This window comes from Sphingomonas mangrovi (assembly GCF_047975845.1).
GTDB lineage: Bacteria > Pseudomonadota > Alphaproteobacteria > Sphingomonadales > Sphingomonadaceae > Sphingomonas.
The window spans coordinates 188,702-211,662 of sequence record NZ_JBIUCZ010000002.1 but is presented as its reverse complement, the minus strand read 5'-3'; the positions used below and the strand labels follow the sequence as shown (position 1 = coordinate 211,662).

The following is a 22,961-nucleotide window of genomic DNA, read 5'->3' as shown; positions in this document are numbered from 1 at the left end:
GATAAGGGACGAGAAGGAGCGGAACATGGCGCAAGACGATAAGGGAGTGGCGCTGGTCGCCGGCGGCGCGGGGTTCATCGGCTCGCACCTGTGCCGGTCGCTGGTGGAGCAGGGCTATGAGGTGCTGTGCCTCGACAATCTCCAGACCGCACGCCCGTCCAACCTGCGGCTGCTGGAGGCGCTGCCGAACTTCACGTTCGTGGAGGCGGACATCGTCAATCCGCTGCCCGAAGCGGTGCTCGACCGGGCGGACCGGATCACCCGCATCTACAATCTCGCCTGCGCCGCCTCGCCGCCGCAGTATCAGGCCGATCCCGAGCACACGATGCTCACCAACGTTGTCGGCACCAACCACCTGCTGCGCCTGGCCGAGAAGAACGGCGCCCGCTTTCTGCTGACCTCCACCAGCGAGGTATACGGCGATCCGGAAGTGCACCCGCAGGCGGAGGGCTATCGCGGCTGGGTGAGTTGCACCGGCCCGCGCGCCTGCTACGACGAGGGCAAGCGCGCGGCCGAGGCGCTGACCTTCGACTATGCCCGCATGAGCCGCGCCGACGTCCGCGTCGCCCGCATCTTCAACACCTACGGGCCGCAGATGCATCCGGACGACGGCCGCGTGGTGTCGAACCTGATCTGCCAGGCGCTGTCGGGCCGCGACATCACCGTGTACGGCGACGGCAGCCAGACCCGCAGCTTCTGCTACGTGTCGGACATGGTCGACGCGCTGATGCGGCTGATGGAAAGCGACATCGATCCGATGGAGCCGGTGAACCTGGGCAACCCGGACGAGTTCACCGTCAACGAGCTGCTTGAGAAGGTGCTGGTGGCGACCGGCGCGGAAGGGCGGGTGACCTACACGCCGCTGCCGCAGGACGATCCGCGCCGCCGGCGCCCGGACATCAGCCGCGCCGCGGCGGTGCTCGGGTGGCAGCCGACGGTGCCGTTGGAGGACGGGCTCGCCCGCACTAGCGCCTGGTTCGCCGAGGAACTGGGCGTGCCCGCCACGCCGATGGCCGAGCCGGTTCGCGCCCGCGCCTGACCTTAGTTCGACTGCGAGAACAACGACCCGTCCGGCAGCAACCGGGCGGGTCGTTCCATTTCAGGACAGGCCCGCTGTCGTCCCGCGGTGCAATTCGTAAACGCTTCGTTAACCTTCCGGCATGGATCAACGAAGCGCACGCTCGCCCGCGGCAGTATATGGCACGTCGCATCCGTTCCGCCGGTCGCTGGCGCTGGCCCGCCGTGAGCCGCCGGCTGCGGTGAACGAGGATCTGAAGCTCTTCGCGATGAGCTTCACCGCCTTCTTCGTCTGCTTCTACACCTTCCTGCTGTAGGCAGCCGCCGAAGTCGGCGAAGTCCGGCTCAGTCGCAGGCGCAGTGCAGCTTCCAGGCGAGCCACGCCGAGACGACGCACATGCCGGCGACCACCAGCAGCATGTCCTCCGGCGTCACGCCGGCGGCGCTGACCGCGCTCACCACGATCGCCCCGATCGTCATGGCGCCCGCATTGACGATGTTGTTGGCAGCGACCGTGCGCGCCGTCTGATCCTTGGTCACGGTGGTGGTCAGGAAGGCGTAGAGCGGCACGACGAACATGCCGCCGGTGATCGCGATCGCGAGCATGGTCACCAGCAACCCGACCGCCCGCGGCAGCGTCAGGAAATCGTAGAAGCCGTAGAGGCTGCCCGCAGGCGCCTGTGCCCAGCCGCGCGACTCGAGCGACAGCGCGACTACCGCCACGCCCATCGCCACCACCGAGGCTGGCGCATATTTCGCCGAGACCTTGCCGCGCAGCAAAGCGTTGATCACCACCGACCCGATCGCCACCCCGACCGAGAAGATCGCGATGGTGAGGCTGGCGACCCGCTCGTTGGCGGTGAGGACGTTCTTCACCAGCGGCGGGAAGATCACGATCATCACCGACGCGATCGTCCAGAAGAAGCTGATCGCCAGGATGGCGAGGAACAGCCGGCGGATGTGCATCGTCGCGGCCACCAGCCGCCACGACGAGGTGAAGGGATTGTAGTTGAGCTTCAGTTCGGCACCCAGCCGCGGCGCGCTCGGCACCATCCGGCCGGTGACCCAGCCGATCAGCGCGATGCCGATCACCAGCAGCGACGAGGATTCGACGGAGATCCAGCCGGCGATCACCGTGCCCAGCAGGATCGACAGATAGGTGCCGGCCTCCACCAACCCGGTGCCGCCCAGCACCTCGTCCTCCTTCAGATGCTGCGGCAGGATCGCGTATTTGATCGGCCCGAAGAAGGTCGAGTGGGTGCCCAGCAGCAGGATCGCGCCGAGCATCAGCGCGAGGCCCAGGTTGATCCAGCCGTTCTGCGCCAGGAACACGCCGACCGCGCCGAGGATCATGATGCCGATCTCGGCCGTCTTCACGATGCGGATGATGCGCGCCTTGTCGCTGGTGTCGGCGAGCTGGCCCGACAGCGCGGAGAGCACGAAGAAGGGCAGGATGCCGAGGGCCGTCGCCAGCGCGTTGAAATTCTGTTCGGCCTGGGAGTCGGCGAAGATCTGGTAGGTGGCGAACAGCACGACGGCCTGCTTGAACAGGTTGTCGTTGAAGGCCCCCAGAAATTGCGTGACGAACAAGGGGAGGAAGCGGCGCTTCCTGAGCAGCCCGAGCGCATTCAGCATCGTGTCGTCAGTACCCTATGTCGTTGCGTCGCGCAGGCTTTGCGGCAGGCATAGCCCAGCGAGGGGAAAGGCTTCAATGCGCGATTAACGCTTCTCGCGGCTTGGCGGCGGATGCTAGACCCCGCCGCGTGCTGACGCTCCCCAACATCCTCACGCTGTCGCGTATCTTCGCCGTGCCGCTGCTGGTGGCGTTCCTGTGGTGGCCGCAATGGGCGGCCGGCTATGGAATCGCCTTCGCGCTCTACTGCCTGATGGGCGTGACCGACTATTTCGACGGCTATCTGGCCCGCGCAAACGGCACGGTGTCGAAGCTGGGCGTGTTCCTCGATCCGATCGCGGACAAGATCATGGTCGCCGCGGTGATCCTGATGCTGGTCGGCACCCGCCACGACGCCGCGCCGATCGCGGGCATTCATCTGATCGCCGCGCTGGTGATCCTGCTGCGCGAGATTGCGGTGTCGGGCCTGCGCGAGTTCCTCGCCGGACTTCAGGTGTCGCTGCCGGTATCGCGTCTCGCCAAGTGGAAGACGACGCTGCAACTCGTCGCGTTCGGCGCGCTGATCCTGGCGGGTGCGCTTCCCGACATGACGTGGGTGCAGGTCGTCGGGCTCGCCTGCCTGTGGGGCGCGGCGGTGCTGACGCTAATTACCGGGTGGGACTATCTGCGCGTCGGCCTGCGGCACATGGACAGCTGATGGCGCTCGCCATGCTCTACTTCGCCTGGGTGCGCGAGGCGATCGGCACCGGCGAGGAGACGGTCGAGCCGCCGGCCACCGTCACCTCTGTAGGCGACCTGATCGACTGGCTCGCCGCGCGCAGCGACGGGCACGCCCGCGCCTTCGCCGATCGCGAGCGGCTGCGCGCCGCGGTCGACCAGCGCTTCGTCGGGCTCGACGCGTCGGTGGCAGGAGCGCGGGAAGTGGCGATCTTTCCGCCGGTGACGGGCGGATGATCCGCGCGCTCGTCCAGACCGCGCCGATCGACCTGGGCGCGACCCTCGCCACCGTCGAAGGGGTAGGGGTGGGCGCGGTGGCGAGCTTCTCCGGCTTCGTGCGCGAGGACGACGGGGTCAGCCAGCTGTCGCTCGAACACTATCCCGGCATGACCGAAGCGGTGCTGCACGACCTGGCGCAGGACGCGGCGACCCGCTGGCAGCTGAACGCGGTGACGGTGGTCCACCGCGTCGGGCCGATGGCGCCGGGCGAGCGGATCGTGTTGGTCGCGACCGCGGCACCGCATCGCCACGCGGCGTTGGAGGCGTGCAGCTTCCTGATCGACCGGCTCAAGACCGATGCGCCCTTCTGGAAGCGCGAGCGGCGGGGCGACGGCGACCGCTGGGTCGAGGCGCGCCACGGCGATGCCGGTGCTGCCGATCGCTGGCGCTGAGGCTGGCCGGCAACGCTGGAGCCGCGAAGGTAGCGCGTCTGGATGCTGACGTTCGTCAGCAGGACGAACCCCGCCAACCTCCCGTCATCCTGACGGGCGTCAGGATCCATTGCCGCAGCGCTTGAACATCGCTTCCGGATCGAGCCGAAAAGGCGGAGGAGGGGTGCCCCTCCTCCGCGAGCCGTTACCCCAGCTTGGGAACCAGCACGCCGTTGACGACGTGGAACACGCCGTTTGACTGGTTGACGTCGTAGGTCGTCACATAGGCCTTGGTGCCGTTGGCGTCGGTCAGCGTCAGCGCCCCGTTCTCCAGCGCCGCGGTGAGCGGCTGGCCGGCGACCGTGGTGAGCGTCAGCGTGCCGCCCGCGCTTTCGATCTGCTGCTTGAGCGTCAGCGCGTCGAGCTTGCCCGACACGACGTGGTAGTTGAGGATCTTCTCAAGCGTCGCCTTGTTCTCGGGCTTGAGCAACGTGTCCATCGTGCCCGGCGCGAGGCGGCCGAAGGCGGCGTCGTTGGGCGCGAACACGGTGAAGGGGCCCGAACCCGCGAGCGTCGCCTCGAGACCGGCAGCCTTGAGCGCGCCGACCAGCTTGGAGAGGTTCGGTGCTGCGGCCAGGTTCTCGGCGATCGGCTTGGTCGCGGCCATCTGCGCACCGCCGACGGCCGGGTTCGGCTTGGCGGGCGTGGTGGCGGTCGTACCAGGCGCGGTCGGCGTGGTGCCGGGCGCTGTCTGGGTCGGGGCGGTCTGGCCGGGGGACGTCTGGGTGGTGCCCGGGGTCGCCGGGGTCGTGCCCGGCGTCACGGGCGTCACCGGGGTGGTGCCCGGAGGCGCCGGAGGGGTCTGGGGGGCCGTCTGCGGCGCGGGCGTCGCGGTCGTGGTCTGCGCCAGCGCCGGAGCCGCGGTCGCGGCAACGATGGCCAGAGCGGATACGAACGGAAGACGGAACATCAGTTTCTCCTTGCGGGGGATGGGGTGCGCCCGAAGCGCCATGAACAACCAACGCACGTTCGGCCGTTTTGATGCACGCCTTGTCCACCCCCGGCGGGACGAGCGGTGATCAATCCGGGGCGGAGAGCATCTCCGCGAGCAGCCGGAAGTCGCGTTCGCGTGGCGAGGCGCGGCGCCACACCAGCGCGATCTCGCGCGAGGCCTTGGGAGCGTCGATCGGCCGGGCGACGACCTGGGTGTGGTCGAGGATGCCGGCATCCACCGCCATCTCCGGCAGCATGGTGTGGCCGAGGCCGTTGTCGACCATCTGGACGATGGTGTGGAGCGAGGTGCCGAGCATCGTCGCCCGCCCGCGCAGTTCCGGGTGTGGGCAGGCGCGCAACGCGTGCTCCTTCAGGCAGTGGCCGTCCTCGAGCAGCAGCAGGCGCGCGGCGTCGATGTCGTCGGCGACCATCGGGCCGGCACCCGGCTGCGCCTCCCCCTTGGGCACCGCCAGATAGAGCGGATCGTCGAACAACGGCGCGACCTCGACGTCGCCGCACGCGTAGGGGAGCGCGAGCAGCACGCAGTCGGAGCGGCCGTGATGCAGCGCCTCGCACGCCGCGGCGCTCGCCTCCTCGCGCAGGAAGAGCTTGAGGTCGGGATAGTGTTCGCGCAGCCGCGGCAGAATCCGCGGCAGCAGGAACGGGGCGATCGTCGGGATGACGCTCATCCGCATCTCGCCCGACAGCGGCCGGCCGGCGGCACGCGCCATGTCGGCGAGCTCCTCCGCCTCGCGGATCACGGTGCGCGCCTTGTCGACGATCGCTTCGCCCAGCGGCGTGAAGCGCACGACGCGGCGCGTGCGCTCCACCAGCGTGATGCCGATCAGCGTCTCCAGCTCGCGGATGCCCGCCGACAGCGTCGACTGAGTGACGAACGAAGCCTCGGCGGCGCGACCGAAATGGCCGGCGTCGCGTAAGGCGACGAGATATTGGAGCTGCTTCAGCGTCGGCAGATAGGTGCTCATGGCGATGCTGTACCGCCTGCGTCCGAGCCGATCCAGCCGAGCGCCGACGCCGGCCGCGCTGCGCCCGATCTCGGCCGGCGTGCGTTGATCCCGCGGATTGCTGGAAATCCCGCAGGTCCCGTCCTAAATGTCCGCCGAAAGGGGATCAGCATGTTCGGCCGGCTCGGCGCGTATCTCGATTCGATCAAGGCCCGCGATCCCGCGCCGCGCTCGCGTGCGGAGATCCTGCTGTACCCCGGCGTGTGGGCGCTCGGCTTCCACCGCGTCGCGCACCGGCTGTACCGCGCTCGGCTGTTTTTCCTCGCGCGCGCGGTCAACCATCTCGGCCGCTTCCTGACGGTGATCGACATCCATCCCGGTGCGCGCATCGGCCGCAACTTCTTCATCGATCATGGCTTCACCGTCATCGGCGAGACCGCGGAGATCGGCGACGACGTCACCATCTACCAGAACGTCACGCTGGGCGGGACCAGCCCGGACAACGGCATCGCCGGCAAGCGCCATCCCACCATCGCCGACGGCGTCATCATCGGATCGGGCGCGCAGGTGCTGGGGCCGATCCATGTCGGCGCACGGGCGCGCGTGGGGGCGAATGCCGTGGTGACCCGCGACGTGCCGGAGGGCGCGGTGATGGTCGGCATCCCCGCCCGACCGACGCTGGTCGATTCGACCGCCTATCAGCGCGACTTCGTCCCCTACGGCACGCCGTGTCGCGAGATGCTCGACCCGCAGACGCAGAAGATCGAGCTGCTGCGCTGCGAGCTGGAGGCGCTGCGCCGCCGCTTCGACGCGGCGGTCGCCGAAGAAGAAGAGCGTCGCGACCGCGCCTGATGGGAGTCGTGACCCCTTTCCCGGCCGCGGCGGGACGCCCGAACCAGATCGGCTTCGAGCGGATCGAGCTGACGCGCATCCTCGACCTCTACGGGCGGATGGTCGCCGCCGGGCATTGGCGCGACTATGCGATCGATCTCGGCCGCGACGCCGCCGTCTTCTCCGCCTTCCGCCGCACCGCCGAGCGCCCCGAGTTCCGCATCGAGAAGCGTCCGGCGCTCCGCAACCGCCAGGGCATGTGGGCGCTGGTCAACGAAGTGGGCGCAGTGCTCAAGCGCGGGCACGAGCTCGGACCGGTGCTGGCGCCGGTCGAGCGCCGGCTGATGAAGCTGGTCGAGGAATAGGCGGGCGGCGTCTGCGAGGCGGCGCCGCCTCGATCGCTCGCTTGTGCCGGGGCCTCCCGTCACCCATGTTGCCGGTATGCACACCGCTCCCCATTCGCTCGCGCTGATCGGCAACACCCCGCTCGTCCTCCTCAAGGGTCCGAGCGAGGCCGCGGGCGCCGAGATCTACGGCAAGTGCGAGTTCGCCAATCCGGGCGCGTCGGTGAAGGACCGCGCCGCGCTGTCCATCATCGAGGATGCCGAGGCACGCGGGCAGATCGCGCCCGGCGGCACGATCGTCGAGGGGACTGCGGGCAACACCGGCATCGGCCTGGCGCTGGTCGCCAATGCCAAGGGCTATCGGACGATCATCGTCATGCCGGAGACGCAGAGCCGGGAGAAGATGGACACGCTGCGCGCGCTGGGCGCCGAGCTGGTGCTGGTGCCCGCCGCGCCCTATTCGAACCCCGGCCATTTCGTGCACACCTCGCGCCGTATCGCCGAGGAGACGCCGAACGCGATCTGGGCGAACCAGTTCGACAACATCGCCAACCGCCGCGCCCACATCACCGGGACTGCGCCCGAGATCTGGGAGCAGATGGAGCACCGCGTCGACGGCTTCACTTGCGCGGCGGGCACGGGCGGCACGCTTGCCGGCGTGGGACTCGCGCTCAAGGAATTCGATCCGAAGATCACCATCGCGCTCAGCGACCCCCACGGCGCCGCGCTCTACGAATATTATGCCTGCGGCGAGCTGAAGGCGGAAGGAAGCTCGGTCGCCGAGGGGATCGGGCAGGGGCGGATCACCGCCAATCTGGAAGGCGCGCCGATCGACACCCAGTACCGCATCTCCGATGCCGAAGGGTACGAATGGGTTCGCCGGCTGCTCGACGAGGAGGGGCTTTGCGTCGGGCTCTCGTCGGGGATCAACGTCGCCGGGGCCGTGCGGCTCGCGCGCGAACTGGGCGCCGGCAGCCGCGTCGCGACGATCCTGTGCGATACCGGGTTCCGCTATCTCTCGACGCTCTACAATCCCGAATGGCTGGCGCAAAAGGGGCTGGTGCCGCAGTCCGATGCGCGCGCCGCGGCAGCTGCCTGAGGCCAAGGTCGACAGTGCCGGACGATTCGCGTAGTCCCTCCGCAACGATGCCCACTGCCAACGAACAGCTGAGCGCGATGCAGCGCGTCCGGGTCGGGATGACCGGGCTCGCGGTCGTGCTGGTCCTGATCCTGCTGGCGAGCGCGCTGGTCAGTTCCGCCCGCAACGATGCGCCGGTGGTGGCGGTCGGCGTTCCCAACGTCGACACCGTCGCCAACATGACCGGCGCCGACAATCTGGCGAGCGTCGCCGATGCCGGCCGCGAGCCGCTCGCCGAACTCGGCATCGCCCCCGCCGCGACCAACAGCATCGCCCCGCCGGCGCAACTCGCGCCGATGGAGCCCGCGCCGCCCCTGCAGCCCTGAGCAGGCGCCGGGGCGTTCGTCCCCGGCGACCCTGACGCGTTTCCCGGAAGCACCGGCCGGTCGCTCCCGTGGCGAGCGCGCGAGTCTCTTGTCCGCCTCGCCGCCCTAGGCTGCGCGTTGCGCTCCCAGGGCGCCAATTCCCATTCTCTCCCAACTTTCGTGTCCCGCGTGGACGGCGGGCGTGCGTTCCTGGCCCGCGTTCTCGGCTAAATCGGAAGTTGGGGGAAAGAAAGTGGATGCAAATCCCACTCTCACCCAGCTTCGCCCATTGTGACCCAGGGATGGATTTGATACGCAAGGCGCTGATGAGGGGGCAGCACCCTCCGCCGCGAAGCCGAAGCGCATGACCTGGCCGGCGCCAGCATCGACAGGAACAGCGGAAAAGGGGCGCTGCGCGACCGAACTGGGGCAGCGTGTCAGACCGAGAACTCTATCTGAGCTACGGGCTGCAGGCAGTGGACGCCAAAGGGCGAGTCGCTGTTCCCGCCAAGCTGCGCGCCGCGCTGGAGCGCAACGCCGAGGCGCGGGACCTGCTGATCGCGCGGGATTCGACGCACGGCTGCCTGGTCGGGTTCGACGTCAACTGGCCCCGAATCCTGCACGCGCGGCTCGACCCGCGCGAGCTGGCGCTCGAAGACAATGGGGAGGCGGTGGACTACAACGTGGCAGGCAATGCGTTCGGCAACCTCGAATCGGCGCCGTTCGACAGCGCCGGCCGCTTCGTGCTGCCCGCCTTCTTCCGTCGCCGCGCCAAGATCGAGAAGTGGGCGTTCTTCCACGGTCGCGGCAACACCTTCAACATCTGGAACCCGGACGTGCTGCTCGCCGACGCGAGCATTGCCGAGGAAACGCGCGAACTCGTCGAGTTCTGCATGGAAGAGAAGGGGCTGCGGTGAGCGAGGCGCCCCACATCCCCGTGCTGCTCGACGAAGTCGTCGACGCGCTGGCGATCGCGCCGGGCGAGGTGCATGTCGACGCGACCTTTGGCGCGGGCGGCTACACGCGTGCCATCCTCGCCAGGGGAGCCCGCGTGATCGCGTTCGACCGCGATCCCGATGCGGTCGCCGGCGCGGCACCGACGCGCGCCGAGGCGGGCGACCGGCTGACTTTGGTCGAGGCGCCCTTCTCGTCGATGGCGGCGGCGCTGGACGAACTCGGCGTGGTGCCGGTCGACGGCGTGACGATGGACATCGGCGTGTCGTCGATGCAGCTCGACCAGGCCGAGCGCGGCTTCTCCTTCCAGGCCGACGGACCGCTCGACATGCGGATGAGCCGGTCGGGCCAGACCGCGGCCGAGTTCGTCAATACCGCCGACGAGGCGGAGATCGCCGACGTGCTCTACCATTATGGCGAGGAGCCGCGCTCGCGCCGGGTCGCGCGGGCGATCGTCGAGGCACGCCCGATCGAGCGCACCGGCGAACTCGCTGCGATCGTGCGCCGTGCGCTGGGGCACAAGCCGCACGAGAAGAAGGACCCGGCGACTCGCACCTTCCAGGCGCTGCGCATCCACCTCAACGCCGAGCTCGACGAGCTGGAGCAGGGGCTGGCGGCGGCGGAGCGGGTGCTCAAGCCCGGCGGGCGGCTGGCGGTGGTGACCTTCCACAGCCTGGAGGACCGGATCGTCAAGCGCTTCCTGCGGGAGCGCTGCGGTGGCACCCCGGCGGGCTCGCGACACCTGCCGGCGCAGGCGGCGGGTCGTGCCCCCAGCTTCGACACCCCCGCCAAGGCCGTGAAGCCGGGCGAGGGAGAACTCGCGCGCAACCCGCGCGCACGATCGGCGACATTGCGCAGCGCCCGGCGGACCGACGCCGCGGCATGGACAGAGGCAGGAGTGAAGTGATGGCAGCGTTCGGGTTCAAGACACTCGGCTGGTGCCTGTGCGTGGCGGTCGTCGCCCCGGCCTTCTATCTCGTCACCTCGCAGGTCGCCGCCGAGCGCGCCCGCGTCGATTCAGTCGAGCGTGCGATCGTCAAGGCGCGCGCCGATATCCGCACGCTGGAGACCGAGTTCGACACCCGCGCCAACCTGGCGCAGCTGGAGCGCTGGAACGGCGACGTGCTGTCGCTCGCCGCGCCGCGCGCGGAGCAGTTCGTCGGTGGCGAGGCGATGCTGGCGCAGCTGCCGGGCCGCACGCCGGGCAACGACGTGCAGTTCGCCTCCTATGTCGTGCCGAGCGCGCCGGTGGTGCTGACCGCCACGGCGATGGCCAACGCCGCCGCGGAAGCGGCTGCCGCCAAGGCCGCCGCCGCGGCGGGTACGGTCGTCGCGGCCCCGGTGGAGACCGCCAGTGCCGCGCCGGCCCCGAAGAAGCCGGCCGCTGCCCCGACCGCGACCGCCAAGGCTGTCGCCGCACCGCGCAAGCCCACCGCCGCGCCGGTCGCGACGGCGAGCGCCGCGACCGCACCGCGCAAGCCCGCGGCCGCGCCGGTCCGCACCGCCGCCGCACCCGCCCGTCCCGCCGAGCGCAAGGCGCAGGCGGTGGCGATGCTCGACCAGACGCTGCTGAGCGACCGCACGTTGCGCGACCTCGCCCGCGGTGCCCGAGCGGAGGCAGTGAAGAAGCGGTGATCGTCGTCGTCGCGCCTCCGATCACGCACCGCCAGAGCAAGGGCGACGGCGGCCGGCATTCGCTGGTCGCGATCGCGCATGTCCGGCTGATGATCGTGCTGCTGCTGTTCGCGGCGGGCGTGGCGATGGTGCTGCTGCGGCTGGGCGCACTGGCGATCTCGACCTCCCCGGCGTCGGCGCGCGACGCCGCGGCGGCGCTGGTGCCGCTGCGCGCCGACCTCGTCGACCGCAACGGCGCGCCGCTGGCGCGGACCATCGACGCCTGGTCGATCGCGGTGCGGCCGGCCAAGGTGATCGGCGACAAGGCGCAACTGGCGCAGCAGCTCGCCGCCGTGCTGCCGGAGCATGACGCAGGCTATTACCGGCGCGTGCTGGAGAGCGACTCGACCTTCCGCTACCTCAAGCGCCGCGCGCTTCCCGAGCTGATCGGGCAGGTGAATGCGCTGGGCGAGCCGGGCATCGTCTTCGCGCGCGAGCCCGAGCGGCTCTATCCGCAGTCGACGCTCGCCGCGCATGCGCTCGGCTATCTCGACATGGACGGTCGCGGGATGCGCGGCATGGAGCGCTATCTCGATACGCGGCTGACCGATCCGGCCGAGCGCGGCAAGCCGGTGGCGCTGTCGCTCGACGTGCGCGTGCAGGCGGCGCTGGAGAGCGAGCTCAGCCAGGCGATGGCGCGCTTCCAGGCGGTGGGCGCCGGCGGCGTGATCCTCGACGTCGATTCCGGCGAAGTGATCGCGATGACCTCGCTGCCGACCTTCAACCCGAACAAGGTGACCGGCGGCGGCACCGAGCTCAACACGGTGACGCAGGGCGTCTACGAGCTCGGCTCGACCTTCAAGCCGCTGACCGTCGCCGCCGCGATCCAGACCGGCGTCGCGAGCTCCATGGCGAAGCGCTACGACGCCACTCAGCCGCTGCAGGTCGGCCGCTTCCGCATCCACGACGACCATGCCGAGCGGCGCTGGCTCAACATCCCCGAGACGCTGGTCCACTCGTCCAACATCGCCACCGCGCGCATCGCCGACGAGATGGGCGAGGAGCGGATGAAGGCGCTGTTCCGCCAGCTCGGCTTCGACACACCGCCGAGCATCGAGGTGGAAAAGGCGCGGCCGATCTGGCCGAGCTTCTGGGCGCGTACCACGACGATGACCTCCGCCTACGGGCACGGCATCGCGGTGACGCCGCTGCACCTCGCCACGGCTTATGCGACGATGGTCAACGGCGGCATCTGGCGCCCGGCGACGCTGGTGAAGCGCAAGCCCGGCACGGTGCCCAAGGGCCGGCGCGTGTTCAGCGAGGCGACCAGCTATCGCATGCGCCAGCTGCTGCGGCTGGTGGTTCTGGAGGGGACGGGCCGCAAGGGTGAGGCGCCGGGGTTCCGCGTCGGTGCCAAGACCGGCACCGCCGAGCGCACCAGCGGCGGCGGCTATTCGAAGAAGGTCAACGTCTCGACCTTCGCGGCGGCCTTCCCGATGGACCATCCGCGCTATGTGGTGATCGCGATGCTCGATTCGCCCAAGGGAACCGCCGAGACCTTCGGCTTCACCACCGCGGCCTGGACCGCGGCGCCGGTCGCGTCGCGCGTCATCAGCCGTACCGGGCCGCTGCTGGGGGTAATCCCGGACGCGCACGCCGATATCGACACGGCCGAACTGCGCGGGCTGCTGTGGCACGCGCCCGGCGAAACCAAGACGGCGGGACCGGAATGAACTTAGGAACGCTTCTCGGCGAAGACGGCGGCGCACCCGTCACCGGCTTCGCGATCGACCATCGCAAGGTCGCGCCCGGCACGATCTTCGGCGCGTTCGAGGGTGCGCGGGTCAACGGCGAGGACTTCATCCCCGCCGCCGTCGCTGCCGGCGCGATCGCCGTCGTCGCCCGGCCGGAAGCCGTGGTCGAGGGCGCGGTCCACATCGCCGATCGCGATCCGCGCGAGCGCTTCGCCCGGCTGGCGGCGCGCTTCTTCGCGCCGTTCCCGAACACCGCGGTCGCCGTCACCGGTACCAACGGCAAGACCTCGACGGTCGAGCTCACCCGCCAGCTGTGGCGGATGCAGGGGCACCACGCCGCCTCGATCGGCACGCTCGGCGTCACCACCGCCGACGATCGCGTCTCGACCGGGCTCACCACGCCCGACATCGTCACCTTCCTCTCCAACGTCGCCGGGCTGGCGCGCGAGGGCGTCACCCATGTCGCGTTCGAGGCGTCGAGCCACGGCCTGTCGCAGTACCGCACCGAGGGGCTGCCGGTGCGTGCGGCGGCGTTCACCAACCTGAGTCGCGATCACCTCGACTACCACGGCGACATGGCGACCTATTTCACCGCCAAGCTGCGGCTGTTCGCCGAGGTGCTCGATCCCGACGGCGCCGCGGTGGTGTGGGTCGACGATCCGCACGCCGACCGGGTGATCGACCTCGCCCGCATGCGCGGCAACCGGCTGCTGACGGTGGGCGAGCATGGCGACACGCTGCGGCTGGCGGGACGCGAGCCGACGCTGTTGGGCCAGACGCTGACGATCGAGGCGGAGGGCGCGACGCACAAGGTCAACCTGCCGCTGATCGGCGCCTATCAGGCCGCCAACGCGCTCACCGCTGCGGGTTTGGTGCTCGCGACCGGCGGCGAGCTGAAGGCGACGCTCGCGGGCCTGTCGCGGCTGCAGCCGGTGCGCGGCCGGCTGGAGCGGGCGGTCATCACCCGCACCGGCGCACCGGTCTATGTCGATTACGCGCACACCCCCGACGCGCTGGAGGCGGCGATCGCCGCGCTGAAGCCGCACGCGGCGGGCCGCCTGATCGTCGTGTTCGGCGCCGGCGGCGATCGCGACACCGGCAAGCGCAAGCCGATGGGTGCCGCCGCGGCAGCCGGTGCCGATCTGGTGATCGTCACCGACGACAACCCGCGCAGCGAGGATCCCGCCACGATCCGCGCGCAGGTGCTCGAAGGTGCGCCCAATGCCCGCGAGATCGGCGGCCGCCGCGACGCGATCGCCGCCGCCATCGCCGAGGCGGGGCCCGAGGACATCGTCCTCGTCGCCGGCAAGGGCCATGAGCAGGGACAGATCGTCGGCGAGCTGGTGCTGCCGTTCGATGACGTCGCGGTCGCGCGGGAGTGCGCGGGGACGGCATGACACCCTTGTGGACCTCGGCCGAGATCGCGGCTGCCACCGGCGGCACCGCCTCGGCCGACTTCGCCGCGAGCGGCGTTACCTTCGACTCGCGCGAAGTGGCGCCGGGCGACCTGTTCGTCGCGCTGAGCGGCGAGGCTACCGATGGCCACCGCTTCCTCGACGGTGCGTTCGCGCGGGGCGCGGCGGGCGCGCTGGTGTCCGCCGACACGCCGCACCCCAACGTGCAGGTCGGCGATACGACGGCTGGCCTCGAAGCGCTGGCCCGCGCCGCGCGCAGCCGCACCTCGGCGACGGTGATCGGCGTCACCGGTTCGGTGGGGAAGACCGGCACCAAGGAGGCGCTGTTCGCCGCGCTCGATCGCGCGAACCCCGGCGCCACCCACCGTTCGGTCAAGAGCTACAACAACCACACCGGCGTGCCGCTCAGCCTGGCGCGGATGTCCGCCGCGACCCGCTTCGGCGTGTTCGAGATGGGGATGAACCACGCGGGCGAACTCGCCGCGTTGACCCGGCTGGTCCGTCCGCACATCGCGCTGGTCACCACCATCGCGCCGGCACACACCGCGTTTTTCCCTTCCGAAGCCGCGATCGCCGACGCCAAGGGCGAGATCTTCCAGGGGCTGGAGCCGGGCGGCACCGCGATCGTGCCGTTCGACAGCCCGCACCGCGACCGGCTGATCGCGGCGGCGCGACCGCATGCCGGCCGCATCGTCACTTTCGGGTTGGGCGAGGGGGCCGACGTCCGCGCGGTCGAGCATGTCGCGATCGGCACGGGCGGGACGTTTGTCATCGCGCAGATTGGCGATCGGGAACTGAGCTTCACCCTCGCGCCGCCGGGGGTGCACTGGGTCGCCAACGCGATGGCGGTGCTGGCGGCGGTCGATGCCGCGGGCGGCGACCTGGCGCAGGCGGGTCTCGCGCTCGCCGACCTGCCGGGGCTGCCGGGGCGCGGCGCGCGCACCGAGATCGCGGTCGGGCCGGGCAGCGCGCTGCTGATCGACGAGAGCTACAACGCCAACCCCGCCTCGATGCGCGCGACGCTCCAGGTGCTCGCCGAAGAGCCGGGCCGGAAGCTCGCCGTGCTCGGCGAAATGCGCGAGCTCGGCGCGGCGAGCGACCGCTTCCATGCCGAGCTTGCCGGCCCCATCGGCGAAGCGGGTGTTTCGCACGCCATATTGGTGGGTCCCGGCATGGCGCCGCTCGCCGAAGCGCTTGAGGGAACGGTGGAATTCGTCCATGTGCCCGACGCCGCCGCCGCGCGCGAACGCCTCCGGGCGCTGCTCGCGCCGGGCGACGCGGTTCTCGTCAAGGGTTCGAACGGGGTGGGGCTGGCGGCCGTGGTGGCGGCGCTGGCGGAAAGAGGCTGATGCTGTACCTGATCGCCGAGGCACTGGGCTTTCCCGGCGTCCTCAACCTCATCCGCTATCTGAGCTTCCGCAGCGGCGGCGCGGTCGCGACCGCGCTGTTCCTCGGGCTGCTGATCGGGCCGAAGTTCATCGGCTGGCTGCGCGTCCGCCAGGGCAAGGGGCAGCCGATCCGCACCGACGGGCCGCAGACCCACCTCGCCAAGCGCGGCACGCCGACGATGGGCGGGCTGATGATCCTCACCTCGATGACGCTGTCGGTCCTCTTGTGGATGGACCTGCGCAACCCGTTCGTCTGGGCATGCCTGTTCGTCACGCTGGGCTTCGCCGCGATCGGCTTCCTCGACGACTATGATAAGGTCCGCAAGGCGAGCACCGCGGGCGTACCCGGGCGCGTCCGCCTGCTGCTGGAGTTCGGGATCGCGGGGATCGCCAGCTGGCTGATCATCCGCGAAACCGGGACCCAGCTCTACCTGCCGTTCTTCTCCAACGTCGCGGTCGATCTGGGGCCGTTCTACATCGTGTTCGCTGCGTTCACGATCGTCGCCTTCGGCAATGCGGTGAACCTGACCGACGGTCTCGACGGTCTCGCGACCATGCCGGTGATCATCGCCTCGGTCGCGTTCATGGTGATCGTCTATCTGGTCGGCAACGCCAAATTCGCGACCTACCTCGGGATCCCCTACGTTGCGGGGGCGGGCGACCTCACCATCCTGTGCGGCGCGATCGCGGGGGCGGGCCTCGCCTTCCTGTGGTTCAACGCGCCCCCGGCCGCGGTGTTCATGGGCGACACCGGCAGCCTGGCGCTGGGCGGCGCGCTGGGCGCGATCGCGGTCACCGCGCACCACGAGATCGTGCTCGGCATCATCGGCGGACTGTTCGTGGTCGAGGCGATGAGCGTCATCATCCAGGTGTTCTTCTACAAGCGCACCGGCAAGCGCGTGTTCAAGATGGCGCCGATCCACCATCATTTCGAACAGCTCGGCTGGGCGGAGGCGACGGTGGTCATCCGCTTCTGGATCGTGGCGCTGGTGCTGGCGCTTGCTGGCCTGTCGACGTTGAAGCTGCGATGATCGTCGCGGGCGGCTGGTCCGGCAGGCGCTATGCGGTGCTGGGGCTTGCACGCTCCGGCATCGCCACGGTGAACGCGCTGGTCGCGGGCGGCGCGGCGGTCACCGCTTGGGATAGCGATGCGGCACGGCGCGAGAGCGCGTCGGGCGCGACGATCGCCGATCCGCTGGCGATCGACCTCGCCGGCTTCGACGGGGTCGTCGTGTCGCCGGGCGTCCCGCTCAACAGCCATCCGATCGCCGACAGGGCCCGCGCCGCCGGCGTGCCGATCCTGGGCGATATCGAGTTGTTCGCCCAGGCCCGCGGCGACCTGCCGCCGCACCGCGTCGTCGGCATCACCGGCACCAACGGCAAGTCGACCACCACCGCGCTGATCCACCACATCCTGCAGACGGCGGGCGTGCCGAGCCTGATGGGCGGCAACATCGGCCTGCCGATCCTGGAGCAGCAGCCGCTGTCTGTCGGTGGCGTCTATGTGCTCGAGCTGTCGAGCTACCAAATCGACCTGACCACCATGCTCGACTGCGACGTGGCGGTGCTGCTCAACCTCACACCCGATCATCTCGACCGGTACGATGGGTTCGACGCCTATGCCGCGTCCAAGGCGCGGCTGTTCGCGATGCAGTCGGCCGGCCATGCGGCGGTGATCGGCATCGGCGACACGCCCTCCGCCCTGATCGCGCGACAGGTCGCGCAGGCAGGCCGCAGCGCCGACCTCACGAAGATCGCGCCCGGCGTGTGCATGGACCAGTCGCGCTGGCCGTCGCTGCAGGGCCCGCACAACGCGCAGAACGCTCTTGCGGCGATCGCCGCGTGCGAGGCGCTAGGCATCGACAACGCCGCCATCGACGCAGGCCTCGCAAGCTTCGCCGGGCTCCCGCACCGCATGCAGCGCGTGGCCGAAGTGAACGGCGTCGCCTTCGTCGACGACAGCAAGGCGACCAATCCGGAGTCCGTCGCGCCCGCGCTCGCCGCCTTCCCGCGCATCCACTGGATCGTCGGCGGCAAGCCGAAGGGCGACGACCTGGACGCTTGCCGCCCCGGCTTCGCCAACGTCGTGCGCGCCTACACCATCGGAGAGGCGGGGCCGCGCTTCGCCGAGCTGCTCGCGCCCGATTTGCCCGTCGAGGAGGCGGGCACGATCGACGCCGCGGTGCGGGCGGCGGCCGCGCGTGCGCAGCCGGGCGAGGTGGTGCTGCTGTCGCCGGCTTGCGCCTCGTTCGACCAGTTCGCCGACTATGCCGAGCGCGGCCGCGCATTCGCGCGGGCGGTGGAGGACCTGCGATGACCGATATGGCACGTTCCGCCGATCCGATCCGGGAGCGCGTCCAGCGCCACGTCGGCCGCGGCAACCGCTCGCCGGTCGGCATGTGGTTCCGCGACATCGACCGGGTGCTGCTGCTGATCGCGATGCTGCTGATCGCGCTGGGCCTGGTCGCCGTCGCCGCTGCCAGCCCGGCGTCGGCGGTGCGCTATTCGAGCGGCGCGGTGAAGATCCCGGCGATGGCCTATTTCTGGCGCCAGGCCCTGTGGGTGGTGCTGTCTTTCCCGGTCCTGATCGGCGTCTCCATGCTCCCGGTCACCGCCGCGCGGCGGCTGGCGCTGGGCGGGGCGGCGCTGTTCCTGCTGCTGCTGATGGCGACGCCGCTGGTCGGGGTGGAGGTCAACGGCGCGCGGCGCTGGATCGGGCTGGGAATCAGCCAGTTCCAGCCGTCCGAGTTCCTGAAGCCCATGTTCATCGTCACCACGGCGTGGATCCTGTCGTTCCGCGCCAAGGACCCGCAGCTGCCGGTGGTGCCGATCACCGGCGCGCTGACCGGGCTGGTCGGCGGCGTGCTGATGCTCCAGCCCGACTTCGGCCAGACGATCATCTTCGGATCGGTGTGGCTGACGCTGCTGATGATCGCGGGCATCTCGCCGCGGATCATGGCGCTGCTCGGCGCGATCGGCGCGGGCGGGGTGGTCGCGGCCTATGTCTTCTACGACACCGCGCGCATCCGCATCGACAGCTTCCTGTTCCCCGATCCCAACGCCGTCCACACCGACAGCTACCAGACCGACATGGCGCATGCCGTGCTCACCGCCGGCGGCATCACCGGCACGGGGCCGGGCGGCGGTCGCATCAAGTTCAAGCTGCCCGAGGCGCACACCGACTACATCTATGCCGTGGTCGGCGAGGAGTTCGGGCTGATCGCGTGCGCGGCGATCGCGCTGCTCTTCCTGGCGCTGGTGGTGCGCGTGTTCGTGAAGCTCCTCGACGAGGAGGACGCGTTCCGCCTGCTCGCCGCCGCGGGCCTCGCCGTGCAGTTCGGGCTGCAGGCGCTGATCAACATGGCGGTCAACACCGGCATCGCGCCGTCCAAGGGCATGACGCTGCCGTTCATCAGCTATGGCGGCTCGTCGATGATCGCGCTGTCGATCGGCATGGGACTGCTGCTCGCTTTCACGCGAAGGAACCCGTATCTGACGCGCTCTCCCTACGGAACGCGGTGGAACGGTTGATGCGCGGATCGAAACATTATGTGCTGGCGGCGGGCGGCACGGGCGGCCACATGGTGCCGGCTGCGGCGCTGGCAGCCGAGCTGACCGAGCGCGGGCACCGCGTCGCGCTCGTCAGCGACGAGCGCGGCGTGCGCTTCCCCGGACTGTTCGACGGCATCCAGACGCATGTGCTTCCCGCCGGTCGCCTGTCGGGCGGGCCGGTCGGCTGGCTGCGCGCGGGGCGGCAGATGCTCGCCGGCCGGACGATGGCGATGGCGCTGTACGACACCTTCCAGCCTTCGGCCGTGATCGGCTTCGGCGGCTATCCCGCGCTGCCCGCGCTGCTCGCCGCGTTCGCGCGCAAGCTGCCGACGGTGATCCACGAGCAGAACGCCGTGCTGGGTCGCGTCAACCGGCTGGTCGCGGGCCGCGTCGGTGCGATCGCCACCTCCTACGAGGACGTGCAGCGGCTGAAGCCCGCCCATGCCGCGAAGACCCACCTCGTCGGAAATCCGGTGCGAGAATCCGTGCTGGCGCTGCGGGATCGGCCGTTCCCGACGCCGGAGGAGGACGGGCTGTTCCGCGTTCTCGTCACCGGCGGCAGCCAAGGGGCGAGCATCCTCAGCCAGGTGGTGCCCGACGGCCTCGCGCTGCTGCCGGTCCACTTCCGCCGCCGGTTGCAGGTCACCCATCAGGCGCGGCTGGAGGACATCGACCGCGTGCGCGCGCAATATGCCGAACATGGCATCCCGGCCGAGATCGCGACCTATCTGCCCGACCTGCCCGAGCGGCTGGCGTGGAGCCATGTCGTGATCGCGCGGGCCGGTGCCTCGACCATCGCGGAGCTCACCGCCGCGGGTCGCCCCGCGATCCTGGTACCGCTGCCCAGCGCCACCGACGATCACCAGACGGTCAACGCGCGCGAGATCACCCAGGCGGGCGGCGCGCGGACGATCCCGCAGACGGCGTTCACGCCGACCGAGCTTGCCAAGCAGATCCAGAAGCTCGGCCTCGAGCCGCAGGCGCTGGAGAATGCCGCCGGCCGCGCGCGCAGCTGCGGCCGCCCCTATGCGGTGCGCGACCTCGCCGACCTGGTCGAGAGCATCGACGCCACGCCGGCGCGCCCGCGCACCCGCTCGGCCAAGCCTGCGCCTGCCCGGGAGGCACTGGCATGAAGGGCGTCGCGACCGACATCGGCACGATCCACTTCGTCGGCATCGGCGGCATCGGCATGTCCGGCATCGCCGAGGTGATGAAGAACCTGGGCTATCGCGTGCAGGGCTCCGATGTGGCCGAGGGCTATGTCATCCAGGGCTTGCGCGACCGCGGCATCCCGGTGGCGATCGGCCATGCCGCCGCCAATCTGGGCGACGCGGCCGTGGTGGTTACCTCCACCGCGATCCGGCGCGGCAATCCCGAGGTCGAGGCAGCACTCGCCCGGCGCGTGCCCGTCGTCCGCCGGGCCGAAATGCTGGCCGAGCTGATGCGGCTGAAGTCGACGGTCGCGGTCGCGGGCACCCACGGCAAGACCACGACGACCTCGCTGATCGCCGCGCTGCTCGACGCAGGCGGAGTGGACCCGACCGTCATCAACGGCGGCATCATCAACGCCTATGGCTCCAACGCGCGGCTGGGCGCCAGCGACTGGATGGTGGTGGAGGCCGACGAGAGCGACGGCAGCTTCCTGCGTCTGGACGGCACGATCGCGGTCGTCACCAACATCGATCCCGAGCACCTCGATCACTACGGCTCGTTCGATCGCGCCAAGGATGCCTACGTCGAGTTCGTCGAGAACGTGCCCTTCTATGGCGCGGCGATCCTGTGCCTCGATCATCCGGAGGTGCAGGCGATCATCCCGCGCGTGCGCGACCGGCGCATCGTGACCTATGGCTTCGCTGCGCAGGCCGACGTCCGCGGCACCAACATCGTCTCCAAGGACGGCTGCAACCGTTTCGACGCCGTGGTGCGGGAGCGCGACGGCAGCCAGCGCACCATCGCCGACATCGTCCTGCCGATGGCCGGGCGCCACAACGTCCAGAACGCGCTCGCCGCCATCGCCGTCGCGATCGAGATGGGCATCGACGACGCCACCATCGCCGCCGGCTTCGGCGGCTTCGGCGGGGTCAAGCGGCGCTTCACCAAGGTCGGCAGCGTCGCCGAGCCGGCGATGACGGTGATCGACGACTATGCCCACCACCCGGTGGAGATCCGCGCGGTGCTGTCGGCGGCGCGCGAGGCGTCGTCCGGGCGGGTGGTCGCGGTGGTGCAGCCGCACCGCTATTCGCGATTGGGCGCGCTGATCGACGACTTCGCGCAGGCGTTCAACGACGCCGACGCGGTCTATGCGCTGCCGGTCTATGCCGCGGGCGAGGCGCCGGTGGAGGGGGTGAGCGGCGAGGCGCTGGTCGAGCGCATCTGTCGTCGCGGCCACCGTTCGGCGCAGTCGGTGGCGGACCCGCAGGCGCTGGCGGAGGCTCTGGCGGCGGACGCGCGCGACGGCGACCTGATCGTCTGCCTGGGCGCGGGCGATATCACGAAGGTCGCGGCCGGGCTCGCAGACGCGATCGTGCAGGCTCTTCGGGTGGAGCAGACGGCATGAACGAGTGGATCGCTTCGATCACCAAGGCACAGCGCGACATCGTCCGCGCGCACGAGGCGCAGGTCGACGCGGTGCGCGAAATGCTCCACGCCGGCAGCAAGGCCGCCGACCTGCAGGACGCCGGCCGGCGCATGGCCGATGCGCAGTGGAAGGCCTGGCTCGCCTGGGCGCGGCTGTGGGGCTGGACCAAGTGACCGATGCCGTCCGCCTTTCCCCCGAAGCCGACGCGCTGCCGCCGGTCGCGGGCAAGGTCGAGCCGCAGGGCTCGCTCGCCGACTTCATCTGGTTCCGCACCGGCGGGCCGGCCGAATGGCTGGTGCGCCCGGACAGTGTCGAGGCGCTGGCCGGCCTGCTCGGCGCGCTCGATCCCGCGACGCCGGTGCTGCCGGTCGGGGTGGGCTCCAACCTGATCGTGCGCGACGGCGGCGTGCCGGGCGTCGTGGTGCGGCTGCCCAAGGCGATGGCGCGGGTGAGCGTCGAGCCGGGCAACCGGGTGCGCGCGGGCGCAGGGGCGATGGGGATCACTGTCGCTTCGGCGGCGCGCGATGCCGGCATCGCCGGGCTTGAGTTCCTGCGCGGCATCCCCGGCACGGTCGGCGGTGCGGTGCGGATGAACGCCGGCGCCTATGGCCGCGACACCAGCGACATCCTGGTCGAGGCGACACTCGTCACGCGCGCCGGCGCGATCGAGACCTGGCCCGCCGAACGGCTGGGCTACACCTATCGCCATTCCGAGTTGCCGGCGGGCGCGGTGGTGGTCGAGGCGCTGTTCGAGGGAACGCCGGGCGATCCGGCCACGATCGGCGCGGAGATGGACCGCATCGCCGCCGAGCGCGAGGCGTCGCAGCCGCTGCGCAGCCGCACCGGTGGCTCCACCTTCAAGAATCCGGACGGCCACAAGGCGTGGGCGCTGATCGACGCCGCCGGCTGCCGGGGCCTGCGCCGCGGCGATGCGCAGGTCAGCGAGAAGCACTGCAACTTCCTGCTCAACTTGGGGCAGGCGAGCAGCGCCGAGATCGAGGCGCTGGGCGAGGACGTGCGCGCGCGGGTGAAGGCGCACTCCGGCGTCGAGCTCGAATGGGAAATCCAGCGTGTCGGGCGGGCGAAGCAATGAAGATGTTGGCCACGAGCCGT

General features: G+C 70.4%; 25 protein-coding genes. 22 read left to right on the top strand and 3 right to left on the bottom strand.

The window, feature by feature from the left end:
- The first annotated feature begins 25 nt into the window (after positions 1 to 25).
- On the top strand, positions 26 to 1,039 hold the full coding sequence (locus tag ACBY01_RS02450) for a UDP-glucuronic acid decarboxylase family protein (protein ID WP_416459173.1): 1,014 nt from the start codon (positions 26 to 28) through the stop codon (positions 1,037 to 1,039).
- Positions 1,040 to 1,160: 121 nt separating this feature from the next.
- Positions 1,161 to 1,334: a hypothetical protein gene (locus ACBY01_RS02445; protein WP_416459172.1), complete on the top strand. Its 174-nt coding sequence runs from the start codon at positions 1,161 to 1,163 to the stop codon at positions 1,332 to 1,334.
- Positions 1,335 to 1,362: 28 nt separating this feature from the next.
- On the opposite strand, the gene ACBY01_RS02440 is transcribed toward ACBY01_RS02445, so the two are convergent.
- A complete protein-coding gene (locus ACBY01_RS02440) occupies positions 1,363 to 2,652 on the bottom strand; it encodes an MFS transporter (protein WP_416459171.1) in 1,290 nt (429 codons plus the stop codon).
- A 128-nt stretch (positions 2,653 to 2,780) separates the two neighbouring features.
- Between ACBY01_RS02440 and pgsA the strand changes: the two genes are divergently transcribed.
- Genes pgsA through ACBY01_RS02425 form a run of 3 tightly spaced genes read left to right on the top strand, consistent with a single transcriptional unit; the run spans position 2,781 to position 4,038 of the window.
- The gene (gene pgsA, locus ACBY01_RS02435; protein ID WP_416459170.1) at positions 2,781 to 3,347 is read left to right on the top strand and encodes a CDP-diacylglycerol--glycerol-3-phosphate 3-phosphatidyltransferase; all 567 of its coding nucleotides are present in this window, start codon (positions 2,781 to 2,783) and stop codon (positions 3,345 to 3,347) included.
- Positions 3,347 to 3,604: a molybdopterin converting factor subunit 1 gene (gene moaD / locus ACBY01_RS02430; protein ID WP_416459169.1), complete on the top strand. Its 258-nt coding sequence runs from the start codon at positions 3,347 to 3,349 to the stop codon at positions 3,602 to 3,604. Before pgsA ends, moaD begins: the two co-directional genes overlap by 1 nt.
- Positions 3,601 to 4,038: a molybdenum cofactor biosynthesis protein MoaE gene (locus ACBY01_RS02425; RefSeq protein ID WP_416459168.1), complete on the top strand. Its 438-nt coding sequence runs from the start codon at positions 3,601 to 3,603 to the stop codon at positions 4,036 to 4,038. Before moaD ends, ACBY01_RS02425 begins: the two co-directional genes overlap by 4 nt.
- A gap of 184 nt (positions 4,039 to 4,222) precedes the next feature.
- Here the strand turns inward: ACBY01_RS02425 and ACBY01_RS02420 are convergent, their stop codons facing one another.
- Together ACBY01_RS02420 and ACBY01_RS02415 are read right to left on the bottom strand one after the other, a co-directional pair.
- The gene (locus ACBY01_RS02420; protein ID WP_416459167.1) at positions 4,223 to 4,987 is read right to left on the bottom strand and encodes a fasciclin domain-containing protein; all 765 of its coding nucleotides are present in this window, start codon (positions 4,985 to 4,987) and stop codon (positions 4,223 to 4,225) included.
- 109 nt (positions 4,988 to 5,096) lie between these two features.
- Entirely contained in the window at positions 5,097 to 5,996 is a 900-nt protein-coding gene (locus tag ACBY01_RS02415) for a hydrogen peroxide-inducible genes activator (protein ID WP_416459166.1), read from the bottom strand.
- Positions 5,997 to 6,146: 150 nt separating this feature from the next.
- Here ACBY01_RS02415 and epsC point away from each other — a divergent pair, with 150 nt between their 5' ends.
- The 17 genes from epsC to murB all read left to right on the top strand — a co-directional run bounded on the left by epsC (position 6,147) and on the right by murB (position 22,941).
- Positions 6,147 to 6,827 carry a serine O-acetyltransferase EpsC gene (epsC, locus tag ACBY01_RS02410; RefSeq protein WP_416459165.1) on the top strand — a complete coding sequence of 227 codons (681 nt, stop codon included), beginning with the start codon at positions 6,147 to 6,149 and terminating at the stop codon, positions 6,825 to 6,827.
- Entirely contained in the window at positions 6,827 to 7,171 is a 345-nt protein-coding gene (locus ACBY01_RS02405) for a DUF2794 domain-containing protein (protein ID WP_416459164.1), read from the top strand. Before epsC ends, ACBY01_RS02405 begins: the two co-directional genes overlap by 1 nt.
- A gap of 76 nt (positions 7,172 to 7,247) precedes the next feature.
- On the top strand, positions 7,248 to 8,249 hold the full coding sequence (locus tag ACBY01_RS02400; RefSeq protein WP_416459163.1) for a cysteine synthase A: 1,002 nt from the start codon (positions 7,248 to 7,250) through the stop codon (positions 8,247 to 8,249).
- Between the two features lie 47 nt (positions 8,250 to 8,296).
- Positions 8,297 to 8,614, top strand: coding sequence for a hypothetical protein (locus tag ACBY01_RS02395; protein WP_416459162.1), 318 nt, complete (start codon positions 8,297 to 8,299; stop codon positions 8,612 to 8,614).
- Between the two features lie 413 nt (positions 8,615 to 9,027).
- On the top strand, positions 9,028 to 9,510 hold the full coding sequence (locus ACBY01_RS02390) for a division/cell wall cluster transcriptional repressor MraZ (RefSeq protein WP_416459161.1): 483 nt from the start codon (positions 9,028 to 9,030) through the stop codon (positions 9,508 to 9,510).
- Positions 9,507 to 10,454, top strand: a complete 948-nt coding sequence (gene rsmH, locus ACBY01_RS02385) for a 16S rRNA (cytosine(1402)-N(4))-methyltransferase RsmH (protein ID WP_416459160.1) — start codon at positions 9,507 to 9,509, stop codon at positions 10,452 to 10,454. Before ACBY01_RS02390 ends, rsmH begins: the two co-directional genes overlap by 4 nt.
- On the top strand, positions 10,454 to 11,182 hold the full coding sequence (locus ACBY01_RS02380) for a hypothetical protein (protein ID WP_416459159.1): 729 nt from the start codon (positions 10,454 to 10,456) through the stop codon (positions 11,180 to 11,182). Before rsmH ends, ACBY01_RS02380 begins: the two co-directional genes overlap by 1 nt.
- Positions 11,179 to 12,894, top strand: a complete 1,716-nt coding sequence (locus ACBY01_RS02375) for a peptidoglycan D,D-transpeptidase FtsI family protein (protein WP_416459158.1) — start codon at positions 11,179 to 11,181, stop codon at positions 12,892 to 12,894. The genes ACBY01_RS02380 and ACBY01_RS02375 overlap by 4 nt, the downstream gene beginning before the upstream one ends.
- Complete coding sequence (locus ACBY01_RS02370) at positions 12,891 to 14,312, top strand: UDP-N-acetylmuramoyl-L-alanyl-D-glutamate--2,6-diaminopimelate ligase (RefSeq protein ID WP_416459157.1); 1,422 nt, start codon at positions 12,891 to 12,893, stop codon at positions 14,310 to 14,312. The genes ACBY01_RS02375 and ACBY01_RS02370 overlap by 4 nt, the downstream gene beginning before the upstream one ends.
- Positions 14,309 to 15,679 (top strand): UDP-N-acetylmuramoyl-tripeptide--D-alanyl-D-alanine ligase, encoded by a 1,371-nt coding sequence (locus tag ACBY01_RS02365; protein WP_416459156.1) that lies wholly within the window; start codon positions 14,309 to 14,311, stop codon positions 15,677 to 15,679. The genes ACBY01_RS02370 and ACBY01_RS02365 overlap by 4 nt, the downstream gene beginning before the upstream one ends.
- Positions 15,679 to 16,749 (top strand): phospho-N-acetylmuramoyl-pentapeptide-transferase, encoded by a 1,071-nt coding sequence (mraY, locus tag ACBY01_RS02360; RefSeq protein ID WP_416459155.1) that lies wholly within the window; start codon positions 15,679 to 15,681, stop codon positions 16,747 to 16,749. Before ACBY01_RS02365 ends, mraY begins: the two co-directional genes overlap by 1 nt.
- A complete protein-coding gene (gene murD / locus ACBY01_RS02355) occupies positions 16,746 to 18,035 on the top strand; it encodes a UDP-N-acetylmuramoyl-L-alanine--D-glutamate ligase (protein WP_416459154.1) in 1,290 nt (429 codons plus the stop codon). Before mraY ends, murD begins: the two co-directional genes overlap by 4 nt.
- A complete protein-coding gene (locus ACBY01_RS02350) occupies positions 18,032 to 19,249 on the top strand; it encodes an FtsW/RodA/SpoVE family cell cycle protein (protein WP_416459153.1) in 1,218 nt (405 codons plus the stop codon). The genes murD and ACBY01_RS02350 overlap by 4 nt, the downstream gene beginning before the upstream one ends.
- Positions 19,249 to 20,403 (top strand): undecaprenyldiphospho-muramoylpentapeptide beta-N-acetylglucosaminyltransferase, encoded by a 1,155-nt coding sequence (murG, locus tag ACBY01_RS02345; RefSeq protein ID WP_416459152.1) that lies wholly within the window; start codon positions 19,249 to 19,251, stop codon positions 20,401 to 20,403. Before ACBY01_RS02350 ends, murG begins: the two co-directional genes overlap by 1 nt.
- Positions 20,400 to 21,827, top strand: a complete 1,428-nt coding sequence (gene murC, locus ACBY01_RS02340; RefSeq protein ID WP_416459151.1) for a UDP-N-acetylmuramate--L-alanine ligase — start codon at positions 20,400 to 20,402, stop codon at positions 21,825 to 21,827. The genes murG and murC overlap by 4 nt, the downstream gene beginning before the upstream one ends.
- On the top strand, positions 21,824 to 22,021 hold the full coding sequence (locus ACBY01_RS02335) for a hypothetical protein (protein ID WP_416459150.1): 198 nt from the start codon (positions 21,824 to 21,826) through the stop codon (positions 22,019 to 22,021). Before murC ends, ACBY01_RS02335 begins: the two co-directional genes overlap by 4 nt.
- On the top strand, positions 22,018 to 22,941 hold the full coding sequence (murB, locus tag ACBY01_RS02330) for a UDP-N-acetylmuramate dehydrogenase (RefSeq protein ID WP_416459149.1): 924 nt from the start codon (positions 22,018 to 22,020) through the stop codon (positions 22,939 to 22,941). Before ACBY01_RS02335 ends, murB begins: the two co-directional genes overlap by 4 nt.
- The last annotated feature ends 20 nt before the right edge of the window (positions 22,942 to 22,961 follow it).

What these genes read in the sequence shown, in the direction of transcription:
- ACBY01_RS02365 (WP_416459156.1), top strand. Translation starts at nt 14,309, where the DNA reads ATGACACCCTTGTGGACCTCGGCCGAGATCGCGGCTGCCACCGGCGGC.
- ACBY01_RS02420 (WP_416459167.1), bottom strand. Translation starts at nt 4,987, where the DNA reads ATGTTCCGTCTTCCGTTCGTATCCGCTCTGGCCATCGTTGCCGCGACC.
- ACBY01_RS02445 (WP_416459172.1), top strand. Translation starts at nt 1,161, where the DNA reads ATGGATCAACGAAGCGCACGCTCGCCCGCGGCAGTATATGGCACGTCG.
- mraY (WP_416459155.1), top strand. Translation starts at nt 15,679, where the DNA reads ATGCTGTACCTGATCGCCGAGGCACTGGGCTTTCCCGGCGTCCTCAAC.
- ACBY01_RS02425 (WP_416459168.1), top strand. Translation starts at nt 3,601, where the DNA reads ATGATCCGCGCGCTCGTCCAGACCGCGCCGATCGACCTGGGCGCGACC.
- ACBY01_RS02335 (WP_416459150.1), top strand. Translation starts at nt 21,824, where the DNA reads ATGAACGAGTGGATCGCTTCGATCACCAAGGCACAGCGCGACATCGTC.
- moaD (WP_416459169.1), top strand. Translation starts at nt 3,347, where the DNA reads ATGGCGCTCGCCATGCTCTACTTCGCCTGGGTGCGCGAGGCGATCGGC.
- murG (WP_416459152.1), top strand. Translation starts at nt 19,249, where the DNA reads ATGCGCGGATCGAAACATTATGTGCTGGCGGCGGGCGGCACGGGCGGC.
- murC (WP_416459151.1), top strand. Translation starts at nt 20,400, where the DNA reads ATGAAGGGCGTCGCGACCGACATCGGCACGATCCACTTCGTCGGCATC.
- epsC (WP_416459165.1), top strand. Translation starts at nt 6,147, where the DNA reads ATGTTCGGCCGGCTCGGCGCGTATCTCGATTCGATCAAGGCCCGCGAT.
- ACBY01_RS02350 (WP_416459153.1), top strand. Translation starts at nt 18,032, where the DNA reads ATGACCGATATGGCACGTTCCGCCGATCCGATCCGGGAGCGCGTCCAG.
- murD (WP_416459154.1), top strand. Translation starts at nt 16,746, where the DNA reads ATGATCGTCGCGGGCGGCTGGTCCGGCAGGCGCTATGCGGTGCTGGGG.
- ACBY01_RS02380 (WP_416459159.1), top strand. Translation starts at nt 10,454, where the DNA reads ATGGCAGCGTTCGGGTTCAAGACACTCGGCTGGTGCCTGTGCGTGGCG.
- ACBY01_RS02395 (WP_416459162.1), top strand. Translation starts at nt 8,297, where the DNA reads ATGCCCACTGCCAACGAACAGCTGAGCGCGATGCAGCGCGTCCGGGTC.
- ACBY01_RS02415 (WP_416459166.1), bottom strand. Translation starts at nt 5,996, where the DNA reads ATGAGCACCTATCTGCCGACGCTGAAGCAGCTCCAATATCTCGTCGCC.
- ACBY01_RS02370 (WP_416459157.1), top strand. Translation starts at nt 12,891, where the DNA reads ATGAACTTAGGAACGCTTCTCGGCGAAGACGGCGGCGCACCCGTCACC.
- ACBY01_RS02405 (WP_416459164.1), top strand. Translation starts at nt 6,827, where the DNA reads ATGGGAGTCGTGACCCCTTTCCCGGCCGCGGCGGGACGCCCGAACCAG.
- ACBY01_RS02440 (WP_416459171.1), bottom strand. Translation starts at nt 2,652, where the DNA reads ATGCTGAATGCGCTCGGGCTGCTCAGGAAGCGCCGCTTCCTCCCCTTG.
- ACBY01_RS02450 (WP_416459173.1), top strand. Translation starts at nt 26, where the DNA reads ATGGCGCAAGACGATAAGGGAGTGGCGCTGGTCGCCGGCGGCGCGGGG.
- ACBY01_RS02400 (WP_416459163.1), top strand. Translation starts at nt 7,248, where the DNA reads ATGCACACCGCTCCCCATTCGCTCGCGCTGATCGGCAACACCCCGCTC.